The organism is Reyranella sp. (assembly GCF_965279465.1).
Taxonomy (GTDB): Bacteria; Pseudomonadota; Alphaproteobacteria; order Reyranellales; family Reyranellaceae; genus Reyranella.
Genome location: NZ_OZ257242.1, coordinates 69,658 through 84,462 on the forward strand (window position 1 = coordinate 69,658; position 14,805 = coordinate 84,462).

General features: G+C 64.9%; 12 protein-coding genes. 4 read left to right on the forward strand and 8 right to left on the reverse strand.

Translation table 11 applies throughout. The features are described 5' to 3' along the window. Positions 1-12 precede the first annotated feature (12 nt). Both ACQY8M_RS00340 and ACQY8M_RS00345 read right to left on the reverse strand, forming a co-directional pair. Positions 13-1,467 carry a GntP family permease gene (locus tag ACQY8M_RS00340; RefSeq protein ID WP_428668387.1) on the reverse strand — a complete coding sequence of 485 codons (1,455 nt, stop codon included), beginning with the start codon at positions 1,465-1,467 and terminating at the stop codon, positions 13-15. Then, the gene (locus ACQY8M_RS00345) at positions 1,467-2,513 is read right to left on the reverse strand and encodes a patatin-like phospholipase family protein (RefSeq protein WP_428668389.1); all 1,047 of its coding nucleotides are present in this window, start codon (positions 2,511-2,513) and stop codon (positions 1,467-1,469) included. Before ACQY8M_RS00345 ends, ACQY8M_RS00340 begins: the two co-directional genes overlap by 1 nt. Positions 2,514-2,740: 227 nt before the next feature. Between ACQY8M_RS00345 and ACQY8M_RS00350 the strand changes: the two genes are divergently transcribed. Beyond that, positions 2,741-4,174, forward strand: coding sequence for an alpha/beta hydrolase (locus tag ACQY8M_RS00350; protein WP_428668391.1), 1,434 nt, complete (start codon positions 2,741-2,743; stop codon positions 4,172-4,174). Positions 4,175-4,190: 16 nt separating this feature from the next. Here the strand turns inward: ACQY8M_RS00350 and ACQY8M_RS00355 are convergent, their stop codons facing one another. Then, positions 4,191-5,195, reverse strand: coding sequence for an AI-2E family transporter (locus ACQY8M_RS00355; RefSeq protein ID WP_428668393.1), 1,005 nt, complete (start codon positions 5,193-5,195; stop codon positions 4,191-4,193). A gap of 397 nt (positions 5,196-5,592) precedes the next feature. Here ACQY8M_RS00355 and ACQY8M_RS00360 point away from each other — a divergent pair, with 397 nt between their 5' ends. Together ACQY8M_RS00360 and ACQY8M_RS00365 are read left to right on the forward strand one after the other, a co-directional pair. Beyond that, on the forward strand, positions 5,593-5,835 hold the full coding sequence (locus tag ACQY8M_RS00360) for a hypothetical protein (protein ID WP_428668395.1): 243 nt from the start codon (positions 5,593-5,595) through the stop codon (positions 5,833-5,835). An 18-nt stretch (positions 5,836-5,853) separates the two neighbouring features. After that, positions 5,854-6,858 carry a hypothetical protein gene (locus ACQY8M_RS00365; protein WP_428668397.1) on the forward strand — a complete coding sequence of 335 codons (1,005 nt, stop codon included), beginning with the start codon at positions 5,854-5,856 and terminating at the stop codon, positions 6,856-6,858. Positions 6,859-7,657: 799 nt separating this feature from the next. Here the strand turns inward: ACQY8M_RS00365 and ACQY8M_RS00370 are convergent. The 5 genes from ACQY8M_RS00370 to ACQY8M_RS00390 form a co-directional block, all read right to left on the reverse strand. Next, complete coding sequence (locus ACQY8M_RS00370) at positions 7,658-9,436, reverse strand: IS1634 family transposase (RefSeq protein ID WP_428668399.1); 1,779 nt, start codon at positions 9,434-9,436, stop codon at positions 7,658-7,660. 250 nt (positions 9,437-9,686) lie between these two features. Next, positions 9,687-10,604, reverse strand: a complete 918-nt coding sequence (locus ACQY8M_RS00375; RefSeq protein WP_428668401.1) for an NAD(P)/FAD-dependent oxidoreductase — start codon at positions 10,602-10,604, stop codon at positions 9,687-9,689. A gap of 11 nt (positions 10,605-10,615) precedes the next feature. Then, positions 10,616-11,854, reverse strand: coding sequence for a hypothetical protein (locus ACQY8M_RS00380; RefSeq protein WP_428668403.1), 1,239 nt, complete (start codon positions 11,852-11,854; stop codon positions 10,616-10,618). Next, positions 11,851-13,248, reverse strand: a complete 1,398-nt coding sequence (locus ACQY8M_RS00385) for a UGSC family (seleno)protein (RefSeq protein WP_428668405.1) — start codon at positions 13,246-13,248, stop codon at positions 11,851-11,853. Before ACQY8M_RS00385 ends, ACQY8M_RS00380 begins: the two co-directional genes overlap by 4 nt. A gap of 18 nt (positions 13,249-13,266) precedes the next feature. Continuing rightward, positions 13,267-13,674, reverse strand: a complete 408-nt coding sequence (locus tag ACQY8M_RS00390; protein WP_428668407.1) for a hypothetical protein — start codon at positions 13,672-13,674, stop codon at positions 13,267-13,269. Between the two features lie 119 nt (positions 13,675-13,793). Here ACQY8M_RS00390 and ACQY8M_RS00395 point away from each other — a divergent pair, with 119 nt between their 5' ends. Further along, complete coding sequence (locus ACQY8M_RS00395; protein WP_428668409.1) at positions 13,794-14,804, forward strand: TRAP transporter substrate-binding protein; 1,011 nt, start codon at positions 13,794-13,796, stop codon at positions 14,802-14,804. Position 14,805: the final 1 nt, after the last annotated feature.

Below are 14,805 nucleotides of genomic sequence, written 5' to 3' on the forward strand. Positions count from 1 at the left end.
GCGTTCCCTCGCTCAGAACGACCCGAACAGGCTGCCCAGCAGTATCACGACGATCAACGCAATCAGCGCGCCCACGATAGCCGTCACGACGATGTCGCGGTAGCTGCGGGCGTGCGTCGAGCCGCAAACCGCGAGCAGGGTCACCACCGCCCCATTGTGCGGCAGGCTGTCGAGCGTGCCGGCACCGATCACCGCCACGCGGTGGAGAAGTGCCGGGTCGATGCCGTGCTCCGCCGCAAGCCGCACGTAGGTCGGGCCGAGCGCGTCGAGCGCGATCGTCAGGCCGCCCGAGGCCGAACCGGTCAGTGCCGACAGAATGTTGGTGGCGACCGCGAGCGAGACGAGCGGACCGCCGCCGATCGACAGCACCCACTCGCGCACGGCCGCGAAGGCCGGCAAAGCCGCGACGACGGCACCGAATCCGACCAGGCTCGCCACGCTCAGCGCCGGGAGCACGGATGCATTGGCACCGGCATCCATGCTTTGGCGAATCGAGGGCAGGCGGCGGCCATTGAGCAGCAACAGGATCGAGATCGCGACGGCAAGCGCTGCTGCCACCGACCACACGCCCCCCACGGCCGATATGGAGGTCGCACCCCAGCGCGGCTCGGCCAGGAAGTCCGTATCGAGTTGCGGCAGCACGACAAAGGACATCACGAAATTGGCGATGACGACCGCTACCAGCGGCAGGACTGCCGTCACCACCGACGGCTCGCTTTCGGCCAACTGCGAATGATGGATCTCGGCCGGATCGAAGCCCTGGGAGATGATCGCCCGCTCGCGGACGAGCGGGTCCTCGGCGACCTGACCGTCAGGTACGGGTTCGTCGAACTCGAGAGGCTCTCCGTTCCTGCGGGCCGCGGCGCTGGCGCGCAGCAGCCACCACATGCCGAACCCCAGCATTATGGCGGATGCCACCACCCCGAGCCCGGGCGCAGCGAACGGGGTGGTGCCGAAGAACGGCATCGGAATGGCATTCTGGATGGCCGGCGTGCCGGGCAGCGCCGACATGGTGAAAGTCGAGGTGCCGAGGGCGATCGCCGCCGGCATCAGGCGACGCGGGATGCCTGCCGCGCGGAACATCGCCTCGGCCATCGGCGCCAGAACGAACAGCGCAACGAACAGGCTGACGCCGCCGTAGGTCACCAGCGCGCCGGCGAGAACGACGGAAAGGATAGCGTGGCCGGGCCCCAGTCGCTCCATCATCCAGCGCGCGAGCGCCGCAATCGAGCCGCTGTCCTCCATCAGCTTGCCGAACAGTGCGCCCATCAGGAAAAGTGGAAAGAACTGGCCGAGAAATTGCGCCGCCCCACCCATGAAAGTCTGGGTCCAGTGTGCCAGCAGGGGCTCGCCGGCGAAGGCCGCCGCTATCAGAGCAGCAGCGGGAGCCAACAGCAGCACGCTCCAGCCGCGGAAGGCCAGCCAGACGAGGAGTGCAAGGCCCAGCAGTATGCCCGCGAGACCCATCACACCGTGTCCAGCAGCCGATCAATGTCGAGGGTCGAGCGCCGCCCCAGGTCATCGCCGAATTTCGTCAGGAAGGCGTCGGCGGCGCGCCGCCCCTCGTCGCGCAGCAGCCGCAGAAAGGCCCATTCGGCATTGAGCTTCGACGAGGAGCCGAGCTCGACCAGGAGCTGGCTGCTGATCAGGTGGATGCGCATGCGCGACCAGTGCCCCGCCTCGCCGTCTCCCGACGGCGCCACCTGCCGCAGCATGGCCATCATGCGCAGTTCCTTCAGCAGCACGGCGTTGAACGACACCTCGTTGAGGCGATTGAGGATATCGCGCGCCGATTTCGGGATGCCCGGGCGCTCAACGGGATTGATGGCAACCAGGATGGTGTCATCCGAGACGCACTCGCCGACCAGCGGCGTCATCGTCGGGTTACCGGAATAGCCACCATCCCAGTAGGCTTCGCCGTCGATCTCGACGGCCTGGAACATCGACGGCAGGCAGGCCGACGCCAGCAGGACCTTGGGCGATACCTCGGCGTTGCGGAAAACCCGCGGCCGTCCGGTACGGACGTTGGTCGCGGTAATGAACAGCTTGATGGGCGCGCGTGCCAAGCGGCCGAAGTCGATCGCCTCGGCCAGCACCGCTTCCAGCGGATTGGCTCCGCCGAACGGAAGATCGTAGGGCGAGAACAGCCGCGACGCGAGGTCGAAGGCAACGTAAGCCGGCGACTGGTCGAGCGACCAGCGACCGAGCAGCACGTCGAGCGGGCTGCGCTGCAGCGGGCTCAGGGCGGCCGCATCGGAAACCTTTTTCCAGAACCTCTCGAGCGCCGCACGAGCGCCGGCATTGCCCCCCTCGGCGAAGCCCGCCGCCATTACCGCGGCGTTCATGGCGCCGGCCGAGGTTCCGGAGATGGCTTCGATGGTGAGAGCCGGCTCCTCGAGCAGCCGGTCGAGCACACCCCAGGTGAAGGCACCGTGCGACCCCCCGCCTTGCAGCGCCAGGTCGACGAGACGAGTCGGCTGGTCAACAGTCGAAAGGGGAGATTGCTCGGCCATTTGTGCTTTCCGACTGTCGCGCCTAGGGGAAAGACGCCTCTGACAGCCTTGACGGCATTGTAGAAGGGCCAAGTTACCCTTTGATTGACCGATCGTCCCGGAATTGTTCAGCTTGTCCCAAAAGCTGGAAACGCCGGGACACCGGGCTTCCGGAACGGTATCGTCGGATACCGCAGTCATCGAGGGGATTCGGCATGCCGGTCAGGTTGCTCCGGATTCTCCGGCGGATGATCGTTCTCGTGCTCGTGATTTCGGCGGCTGTCCTGGGTCTGCGCGCCTGGGACTCCTTGGGTGGTCCACCGCTCGAGCCATGGCACACCTACGTGCCGGCCGACATGCACGCCGACGAGATCGACCGCAGCGACTGGGCGGGCTACCTGCGGCACGAAGAAGACGTTTTCCGCGACGTGCGGAGGGAGGTGGTCGATCGAATCGACCCCCAGGCTGCCCTTCCAGGCAATCGCTACTGGGCTGGCAGCCCGATCTACCCTGGCCGGTTCGACCACGATTTCAACCGATCCTATCTGCTCGAGCCGGACGGACCGCCGGCCGGAGCGGTCGTGCTGCTGCACGGCCTCACGGATTCGCCTTACAGCCTGCGCCATGTCGGTCGGCTGTACCGCGACAGGGGGTTCGTCGTCGTCGCCATCCGGTTGCCGGCGCACGGCACGGTGCCTGCCGCGCTGACCGATGTCGCCTGGGAAGATTGGGATGCCGCGACCCGGCTGGCGGTGCGGGAAGCCCGGCGGCGGGTCAGCACCGACCGCCCGCTGCACATCGTGGGCTACTCCAACGGCGGCGCGCTCGCCATGAAGTACGCCGTCGATGCGCTCGATGCGGGGGCGCTGCCCCGCCCGGACAGGCTCATCCTGATCTCGCCGATGATCGGCATCACGAGCTTCGCCCGCTTCGTCGGCCTTGCCGCACTGCCCGCCCTTCTGCCAGCCTTCGCCAAGGCCGCATGGCTCGGCCTGGTGCCCGAATTCAATCCGTTCAAGTACAATTCCTTCCCGGTCAACGGCGCCCGCCAATCGCACCGTCTGACCATCGCTCTGCAGGATCGATTGGCCCAGGCCGGACGCGAAGGGCGGCTCGCCGCCCTGCCGCCGGTTCTCACCTTCCAGTCGGTCGTCGACTTCACGGTGAGCACCCCCGCAGTCATTTCCGGGCTCTATGCCCATCTGCCGTCCAACGGCAGCGAGCTCGTGCTGTTCGATCTCAATCGCGCGGCAGCGCTCAGCGTCCTGCTGCGCGATGCCGCCGAAGCCGTTCTGTCGCGCATCCTGCCGCCGCCGCCGCGGCACTATCGCACCGTCATCATCAGCAATGCCGCCGCGGATCGCTACGACGTCAGCGAACGGGTCACCGAGGCCGGCGACACCACCGAGCAGGTCCGCGCACTCGATCTAGCGTTTCCACGCGACATCTTCTCGCTGTCGCACGTGGCGCTGCCGTTTCCCGTGTCCGATTCGCTCTACGGCCTGCAGCCGGATGAAAGCGAGGATTTCGGAGTTCATCTCGGAGCCATCGCGCCGCGCGGGGAGCGCGGCGTCCTGATCGTCAATCTCGACACGCTGCTGCGGGTCTCCTCGAACCCGTTCTTTCCCTATCAGATCTCGCGGATAGAGCAGGCCATCGCGAGGGACACGCGCCGGCGCTGAATTGCCCTGGATCGGTCTAGCCGCCCGTCTCATGGACGGACCGGTCGGCCAGCAGATCCTCGACGTAGAAGCGCAACACCGCAACCCGGGTGATGGCGAAGACAGGCGCAGCGAGCGCGACCCCGAGCGCGCCGAACATCGCACCGAAGACGACGATGGCGAACAGGGTCCAGGCCGGCGCAAGATTCACGGCTCCCTTCTGAATGAGCGGCGCCAGGACAAAGCCCTCTATGGTCTGGACCGCGAAGTAGATGCCGAGGACCCAGAGGAGGGTCGGAAGGCCGAGCGGCATGGCGACGAGGGCGACGGGAAAGGCGGCGATGAGCGGCCCGAGATACGGGATGAAATTGGCCATACCGGCCTGCAGGCCGAGCAGCGGAGCGCCGGCAACGCCCAGAAGCTGGAAGACGAGGCCGAGCAACAGAGCGACGACGGCGCTGCGCACCAGTTGCCCCAGCAGCCAGCTGCGCAACACCCCACCCATCTCGTTGAGCACGGATCGAACGCGCGCCCGCGCCGCACAGGGCATGAGGATCACCACGCCGTCACGATAGGCTGCGGGTTGGCCGGCGAAGAACAAGCCCAGGCAGACCACCACGATGGTGTTCATGACCACGCCGTAGGCGCCGGAGACCGCGTACTGGACATGGCCGAACAGGCGTCCCGGGTCACTGAGCAGATGAGAGAGGTCCTGGCGTCCGCCGGGGCCGAACAGTTCGATACCGAAGCCTGCCAGTTCCCGCTCCAGCACGGTCAGCTGGGACTTCATGACGAAGATCAGCCCCTGCACCTGGGCCGGTAGGCTGACAACGCCCCAGCCGAGCGCGATGATCGCGCCGGACCCGAGAACGAGAACGACCAGCGCATATCGCAAGGATCGCTGGAACGGCACAATTCGCTCCAGGGCACGCGTACAGGCATCGAGCAGCACTGCGAACAGGATGCCGGCGAAAAGGAGCAGCAAGCTTGGCGCACAGTAACACGCGAGCACGATTGCCGATGCAACCGCCAGCACGGCCATCGGCATCGCCATGGAGCGCCATCCGGCCGAGGGGCCACGCGGCCCGGAGGTTGGCGCGTCACGACTGTCGATCGTCATCGAGTGCCTCGCCGTCGCGCACGCCGACCCTGCTTCGGTGCGGAGCGTACGGCATTGCGACGCGACCGATCGCTCCTGCACTCGGGATCAAACCGGGATGCTCGGCGACGCACAACCGCAATTCCTCACCGATGTCGACATTGGGACTCACTGGATAGCTGTGGGATTTCATGTCGATGTGCCAATGCCAGCTCTGGCTACAATACGGACCGCTGCTGAGTTCAGAGGCGCCGACACCATGGATTCCTCGTGAGCAGAACGACCGTAGGGCGGATCGCCAGTTCGGCTTGACGGCCCTCTCTTTGCAGAAGGATCGACCATGGGCATGGAGTACAAGGCCGGTGCAGAGCCGCATGCCGCCCTGGTCCGCCATGAGAGCTGGCTGTGGCTGGCACTCCTCGGCAGCGTCTCGATCCTCGCGGCGGGGAAATCGTTTCGATCGCCGCGTTCGCTCCGCTTCGAAAACCATCTGATATTGCCGGACCGCAACCCCTGCAGCCTTGGCAACAGGGAAATCTCGAGCCTCGCCTCAGCCGGCGACCGGATCGCAGCGCAGCCTTAGGAAAGCGAGGGCGCGATCATGGCTTCACCCCTAATGCGGCTCTGGCGGTGGGCGCTTCTGCCGGTCGGTGAGTGGCGCGGTGGGCCGATGTCGCCGTCGCTTTACGGCTACGTTATCGAAGTGAGCGGCCGACAGCAGGTGCGTCTCGGCCTGCTTACTCTGGCGGTGTTTCCGCTGTCGTTGGCGCCGCTCGAGCTGCAGCGCCGGATCGTCAACTACGCGGTGGCCCATTCGGCCGTCGAACTGCTGCTGGCCTTCGGCGCGATTTACCTCGCCGTCCTGTTCGTCCAGGGCGCACTGAAATACCTGCGCGACGTCTACCTGTACAAGACCGCAGAAGGCGTCACACGCCTGCTGCGCAGCAAGTTCGTCCGCGGGCCGCTCGAATCCGGCATCGACCGGGGCACGAAGCAGGCGATCATCTCGGCGGAATCGGAGAAGGTCGGAGGGTTCGTGGCCGAGAGCATATCGCTGCCCATGCTGCAGGCCGGCACCGTCGTCAGCATCGCGGCTTACATGCTGATCATCGAGCCGCTAATCGCGATGGTCGCGATCGTCTTTCTGGTTCCGTCGGTCGTCGTCGTGGGCCTTGCGCAACCCGTCCTTAACCGGCTGTCCCGCTCCAAGATCACCATCGTGCGCGCACTGAGTGACGTTGTGCTTCGCGACGGCCGCCACGATCCCCCACCACAGACGGAACCTGATGCGCTCGTCGATCGCATCTACGACCTGCGTCTTCGCTTCGCCAGGCTCAAGATCGCAACAAAATCCTTCAACCAGCTGATAACCGGACTTGGGCTGCTGGGAATTCTCGTGGTCGGCGGATGGCTTGCCATTCAGGGCCGCACGGAGATCGGCATTATCGTGGCATTCATGACGGGGTACGAGCGCATGACCGGCCCGGTCCGCGACCTGCTGAATTTCTATCGCCGGCTGTCGATGATGCACGTGCAGTACCGACTGGTGGCCGACGCCTTCGACGAGATGACCCGCTCTCACCTTCCGGCGAACCAACTCCCTTGATAAAGACTGGGGAGATCAGCAGACGCTAAGGCCCTGGCCGTCGGCAGGTGTGTATTCCTTGTCCGCCGGCGTGGCATTGCGGTTCTCCGTGTCGCTCAGTTCATCCATGGGAATGGTCCCTCGTAAACTGCGGGCCGCCAGTGTACCCGGTCTTTCGAGTGTACCCACAATACCCGGAGACGCCGGATGTCCTCGGACGGCCGCCAACCGTACCGGGCATCAATGTAGGCTTGCTGTAATGCCCGATTTTACGAGCGTTCTGAGCAATCGGCGGACATGCGCGGACGACGAAGAATCAGGCAGGACGGAAAAAAATGGTGCCCCGAGACGGAATCGAACTTCTCTCTATCTGCTTGAAATAGCGTTATTTTTTCAAAGAGTTTTTTCGAGTGTACCCGTCAGTGTACCCAGTGCTTGACAGCCATGCGGCGCGTCATCGCGCGCGGTGGCCGGTTTGGCGCCAGTGATCAAACTCGGCCAAGGTGGCAAGGACGTGGTCGCGCCCAACCTCGCCACTTGCCAGGGCACGATGGAGGTCACCGATCCCAACTGCCCGCTCCGGCCAAATCCACCGGCAGGCGGCATAGAGCCTGGGCGCGATCTCGCTCTTGCCGTGATTGTCGGCGTAACCTCGGCTTTCAGCGCAGCGGCGCATGAGGATGCAGGGCACCTCCTCTCACGGCTTAGCGCAGGCGCAGATAATGTGCCCCAAGCGGTCGGCTAACCCGTCTTCGCGGATTGGGGCGATTACGAGAATGGGTTTTGTTTGGAATCAATGAGTTGGGGGAAAAGGTCTTCACTACAATCGGATTTGCCGGTGAAGGTCAGCGGAAGCGATTTTGGGCGGTTGTTGCGGCGGTAGGCTGAGCTTGAGCCGGTCGATCAGGAGTTTGAGCTCGGGCTCAGGCTGAGTGTATCGGGTGAGGACGATCTCGCGGCCGTCTGTGGTCGGCAGATGGACGTCGATCATCTGGACGACGGCGAACTTCTCGAGTGCGCTGCGCGCGGTCAGGCCGGGCGCCAAAGCGTGCAGGCGTCGTCCCAGGGTGACGTGCAGGCAGTAGGCGAGGAAGGCGATGAAGATGTGAGCTTCGATGCGCTTGTCGTCGTGGTGGAAGATCGGGCGGATGGCGAGATCGCCCTTGAGGTTCTTGAAGGCTTCTTCGACGGCGACGAGCTGGATGTAGTATTGCCAGAGCAAGGCCGGATCGTTGTCTGTGAGATTGGTGCGCAGCAGATAGCGGCCTTCGCGTCGGCGTACGATGCGCAGCTTCTTGCGATTGAGAGAGAAGGTGAAGGTGGCGGTTTGCTTGTCGGTTACGACATCGACGAGACGCCAGGCGCCGGGCGCCTTCGATCGGGCGGCGCCGAGCTTCATCAGCAACTCGTCGTGCGAGATCGCCATGGCGGCGATCTGCTGCAGCCGCTTCCACAGCCACTTCAGCTGGCGCCGGCGCATGGCGCGTTCCTTGCTCACCCGGTCGAGGCTCTGGGCGAAGACATAGAGCTCGCCGTCGTCGGCCAGCAGCTTGACCTGCACGCCCTGGCGCGCCTCCTGCCACGGCTTGTCGAGCAGATGCTTCTCCAGACGGTTCAAGCGTCCCTTGGGCGTGCCGACGATATACTGCACCGGCGGGTCGCTGTTGCGCATCTCGGCCAGCACCGCCTCGGTCGGCACGCCGCGATCCATCACCCAGACCCGCCGCGCCCTGCCGTACTGCCGCTCGATGTTGGCGAGGAACAGCCGCAGCGTCTTGCTGTCGGCGGTGTTGCCGGACAGCACCTCGTAAGCCAGCGGCAAGCCTTCCGGCGTGACCACCAGCGCGATCACCACCTGAGGGCAGTCCGGCCGCTTGTCGCGGCTGTAGCCGTGGCGCCGCTTGGTGTTCTCGGGCAGGTCGGCTGCGTTGACCTCGAAGTAGGTGCTCGTCAGGTCGTAGAGCAGCACGTCGAACGTGACGTTGAACAGGTCGCGCCAACGCCCGGTGAGATGCGAGAACAGCGCCTCCTTGTGCTCCAGCAACAGGTCGTGACAGGCGTAGAGCTTGTGCGCCTCGGCCAACCCGAAGTCGCCGCCCAGCAGATCGGCCATCGCGCTGTTGCCGAACCATTCGCGGTGCAGCCGCCATTCGCTGCCCGGTGCGATCAGCCTGTAGCAGACCAGGACCTGAAGGATCTCGTCCCAGCGCGTGTTCTTGCGGCTCGGCGGCAGCCGAGCCGACCAGAAGCGATCGAGCTGCAGTTCGCTCCACAGCTGACCGGCCAGCCAGCAGGCGCCCCATTGCCGGGGCCGACGTAGCTGCAGCTCCGACAAACGCAGCTGCACCGCATCGCTCGCCGCACCAACCGCTTCAACACGATCCTCGGCAAACAGCGCCAACGTCCGCGCACGCCCGGCATCCTCGTCGAACACCTCGATCGCCTTGCGCCAGCTCGCCGCCTGCGAGGAGCTGATCTCGCCGAGATACAGCACCTGGCGCTGAACCATCCGACCGCCCGCGACACGCTTGTTCTCGACGATCGACCAGTAGCTATGGCTCTTGCCATCCTTCTTCCGCTCGGTCCGTCGCAGGAACATGGTGACACGACACTATGCACACCCTGTCGACGATGAAAACAGGGTAGGTTTTCGCTACAGCGGTTATCGCAAAAGTTGAGATTTGCGACCCAACAAAATCAAGCACTTACGACGCCACACGCCCGCTCGATCGTCATTTTCGGCTTCGAATCCGCGAAGTCGGGCTAATGCGTCGAAGATACGCGTGCCCGGATCGCATCAGCAAGTAGAGACCGCAATTTGGCCGCTCCAGATGCGTATCAAAGCCGCGTTAGTCCTCGCAGCGACCCGCCGCCAGTTCCGCAGCACTCGTCGCTTCCGCCACAGCCTGCGTCAGGCGGCCCCCATAGCCCGAACGCACGGCGCCGATCGCGAACACGCCCGACATGGCAGTCTCGAGCCGCTCCCCGGTAATCACGAAACCAGCCCCGTCCCGCGCCACCTCTGGTCCCAGCAAGGCGGCGTTGGCTGCCAGTCCGACGAACACGAACAGCCCACGACAGGCGATCACGTCCTCGATGCCAGTCTCACGATCACGTACGCGCACGGCCTCGACGCTATCGTTGCCCAGCACCTCGACGATGTCGCTCGCCCACCGCAAGCGGAAGCGCTCGTCCTCGGCGATGCGCGTGACGTAGCGCCGCCGGGCACGGAACATGTCGCCGCGTGTGACGATCGTCACGGCACGGGCGAACCGGCCAAGATGCAGAGCCTCCGACAATGCCGCGTCGCCTCCGCCTACGACCACAACCTCAGCATCGCGGTAGAGGCCGCCATCGCACCATGCACATTGTGACACGCCCCGTCCGGCGAGTCGTTTGGCTCCGGGAACATCAAGTGTCTTCAGGGCCGCGCCAGTGGCGACGATCACCTGCTTGGCACGCCATGTGCCGTCCTCCCCCCGCAGGGTCTTGCTCGCGCCGCCGTCAATGGCGTCGATCCGCGAGGGTATCAACGTCACGCCAAGCTCCTCGTTCTGTGCCAAAAGACCCGCTGCCAACTCGGCGCCGGCCACGGCGCTCGTTGCCGGCCAGCCGTCCAGAGCGCCCACATTGATAATCAGCCCGCCCGGCAGACCGTACTCGACGAAGTGCGCCACCGACACGCCGGCGAGCGCGGCATGATGGGCGGCAGCGATCCCCGCGATGCCTCCGCCGATCACGGCGATGTCGAAACTCGATCCAGCCACGTTCTCGCTCCTCAGCGCTCTACCAGGGCCACCGCGGCTTCGGCCGCGTCCGCGAGCAGCGTCCTCCAGTCCGCCGGCAGACGTACCTCGCGCGTGATGCACGCGGGCGGAAAACCCCATGACGGACAATAGGCATTCTGCGGGATCGGAATATCACCGCCCGCCACGACCAGCACGATGTCGTTCGGTGCCCGCGCGGCCGGAATGTCGCCGGCCTTCGCCGCCTCCTCGACCCATTCCGGCCAGCGCCTGTTGGCGACAATTCGCTCGGACAGCCACGACTTCTCCCAGTGCTCGCGCCGCCAGCGGCCGTGCTCCCAGAGATAGCGCCGCACGTCGTCCTTGCTCATGCCGCGCCGGGCGCAATCGGCGGCGACCGCGGGCGCCAGCAACACCGTTGGCCGTCCGCTCCACAGAATGCCGAAACCCGATGCCGCCGAGCCCATCACACTCGCAATCTCAGCCAAACCACCGGTAACGTTGATCACCGACTCCGCACGTGTCGCCGTCACCGCGCTCGTGCCGGCCGCCAAGCCTGCGTCGACATGCAGAGGCGCCCAGGGGCTTTGCCCCTCGTTCTCGGCAAGACAAAGCGTGTAGCGGCCCGGCTGCCCGAGGCCGGCAAAGGACACCGCGCCCGGCCACCCGCCGCCGATGTTGTTCATCACCAGTCGCAACGCGCGGCCGATCGCGGCATTCGCCTGCCAGCCCGGTCCCAGCGCGCCGAAGCTGCCGTTGATGGCGAGTTCGTGGATCACCGGGCCGTTGACGACCAGCAGCGGCGTCACGTTCTCGTCCGTGGTCTGCACCCCGCGCATGTTGAAGTCGGGCTCGAGCACGCAGGCGACGGCCGCCAGCACGACCGGCAGGTATTCCGGGCGGCAGCCCGCCATCACGGCATTGGCGGCAACCTTCTCGACGGTGGCTACTCCTTTCAGCGGCTCGACCTCGCCCATCACCTCGGCTGGCGCCAATGGCGTAAAGGAAAGCGCCTCCTTCACCCTTGCCGCTGTCGGCGCGACCACCGGCAGGCCGTCGCTCCAGCCGCGCCGCAGGAACAGCTCCTGCAGACGATCCTCAGCGCCCGGCCCGCGCACGACTTCTATGCGCTGGCGCGGAAAGTCGGCAGCGAGAGGCACCTTGGCGCTCATGCCCTGCTCTGCGGCGCGCTGCCTCAGCGTATCGTCGATCCAGGCTCCCGAAGCCTGCTGGCCCGCGGGAATGACGATCCACAGGCTGCCGTCGCTCATGCTTGGGCGGCGCGCAGTTTCGTCCGCCACGCCCGTGGCAGTTTTACGGTCTTGGTGGTCGGGAAGCCAAGCATGCCGTTGTGCACGAAGAGATAGCAGTTCGAACGCAGCGGATCGCCCGACACCGCGATCATGATGTGCTCGGGCTTGGTCACTACCGGAACGAGGCGATTGGGATCGTTGCCAGCGAAGGCTTTGGGAATCTTGCCGAGCCTCACCCAGTCGTTCAGCGTTCGTTTGCCCGGTACAAGGTTGGTCCAGCCCCAAAGATACTTCTCGAACAGGTGCGCCGGCATGCGCGCATTCTCGAACAGCCAGTTTTGCACGTCCTGCTTGGTCATGGTCTTGGCGATAGTCTCGGCAATCAGCGGGCTCAGCACCAGGAGCGGCCGGTAGGTGCCAGTCGCCATGCCGACGGTGAAGATGACCTCCCAACCCGAATGCGTCGCCAGGGCGTTGCCAAGGTAGGGCAGCAGCTTCTCCGCATTGTCGCCGAACACCGAGACGATGACGTTCCCGCCGGTGAAGCGCGAGATGGTGACCGCGCTTTCGCCCGCCGGCGCACCCATGTCGGCACCGATCGTCGGCCATTTCATCTTGGCCAGGCTGTCCTCATTTTCGGCCATCACCACGCGCCAGGTGTTACCGAAGGTGCCCTTGTCGTTCTGATGCAGCAGGAAACCCGCGACGTTGCGCAGGTAGAGGCGCCAGAAGCGACCGATCGAGGTGTTGGGCTGGAAGCCATCGCGCAGCGCACCCTGCTCGTAGTTGAAGCCGAGTTGCTTGATCAGCGGTCCGTTCAGCACGATCAGCGTCTCCGCACCTGGCGTGTTGCCGGAATGCTCGACGCCGTATTGCGGATCGGACATAGCCTCGGCCAGCGCCACCAGAATGGGCATGTATTCCGGCCGGCAACCGGCCATCACGCCGTTCACCGCGACATTCCACACTGTGGCCATGCGGTTGTCGGGCAAGAGCTTGCCGATGGCGTGATCGGGCGGCAGATCGGTGAAGGCGAGGAACTCGGCGATCTTCTCCTTGGTCGGCGGCACGATCGGCAGGCCGTCGCTCCAACCATTCTCGAGGAACAGCCGGTTGACCTCCTCGAAGCCGCCCTCGAACACGATATCCTGCGGATCGGGATCGGCAGTCGCCTGCGCGGCCGCGATTTCGCCGGTCAGATTGCGAACAACGTGGTCGACCGTCGTGCCGAGCACGTTCGCCCGCAGTTCGTCCGCCGTTTGCACATCGACATGACCGGGGACCGTCGCGAGTGCGAGGTTCGGATAGCCCAGCCCCACTGACGTCGTCTTGGCTTGACCAAGGAAGCCTTCGCAGCACAGTGAGGACGTGGGTACGCCGGCCTGTTCTGCAATTGCACTGACCCGCAACACGGCGGGCGTACAGCTTCCTCAACACCCCATGCCGGAGACGACCGCGTCGATCTTCATCGACTTGATTTTGCCCGGCAGTTCGGCCAGCACGCGGTGCTCCTCGTCGCCGTGCGTCGAGCCGAAAGCGCCGTGGTCGACGAAGTTCACATTGGTGAAGCGGCGTGACAGTTCGCCTTTGAGGATCGGCCAGATCTCGTCGCCACGGAACAGGTCGTCCCACAGAAACGCGATGGTCTTGCCATCCATGCCGTCGAGGCGTTTGGCGAGCGGCTTGATCTCCACCGCCTTGGCGCTGCGCGGCCAAACCACCGCGTAGTCGTTGCTGTTCAGCCTTGCCATGGCTCGTTCCTCCGTCAGGTTCGCGCGCTTCGCTCTGTCTAGCGTCATCAAGGCGTGCAGGGCAACGCCGACGAAGCCGCGCGACATTGTCTCTAGACAACTCGTCGGCCTCACCATGCACTTCGAAGAGATTGAGTTGACATGCTTCGCGGAGGGATGGGACGTTGATCCCAAGTTGCCGTCGAGCAATGCCAAGGGAGAGTTGTATGGAGACAATCAATCGACGCGCCGTCGTTCTAGGCGTGCTCGGTGCCGCCGCCGCAAGCGGTCGCGCCACCGCACAGTCATCGACCAAGTGGGACATGTACGCCATGACCGGCGTCACCCATCCAATCACGCTGCGCTACAAGGAATTCTCTGAAGAGGTGAAAAAGGCGACCAACGGCAAGCTCGACATCGTCGTACGGCCCGCGGGCGAACTGCCCTTCCGCGCCACCGAGGTGGTGAAGGTCGCGGGCGACGGCCAGGTGCAGATCACCGAGGCCTACCAGGGCTTCATTTCCGGCGCCATACCGCTCGCCTCGATCTCCAGCCTGCCCTTCCTGGTGCGCAACGCGCAAGAACTTGAAAAGGTCTGGCCGATCATCGACAAGTTCACCGCGCCGCTGTTCGCCAAAGCGGGCGTCAAAAACCTTTTTTATCATACGTGGCCGGTGCAGAACATGTTCGGCAAAGGCAAGCCGATCCGCACCATTGAGGACTTCAAGGGCCGCAAGATCCGCTCGACCGACGCCAAGCAGGCCGAGATGTTGAAGCAGCTCGGCGCCTCGTCGGTCAACCTGACCACGGCTGAGGTTCCCGTTGCCATGGAGCGCGGCGTCGCCGAGGGCTTCATCACCGCTGGCTTTAACGTGGTCGGCGCCAAGTGGTACGAGTTCGTGCAGTGGGGCTGGTTGGGCGACATCCATATCGGCGGCCCCGACTACACGCTGGTGAATGTCGAGGCCTATGACAAGCTCGACGCCGACACGCGCGCCAAGCTCGATGCCGTCGCCAAGGCCTTTGCGCCGAAGTTTCGCGCCGCCAACCTCGGTGATGAGGCCAAGGACATCGAGACGCTCAAGGCCCAGTACAAGGTCGACATGTTCATCCCACCCAAGGAGCAGATTGACACGCTGCTCGCCAGGATGACGCCCTATTGGGAGCAGTGGGCTGCCTCGCAGGGCGCCGCCGGCACCGCGATGCTCAAGGAGATCCGGGCGTCGCTCGGGAAGTGAC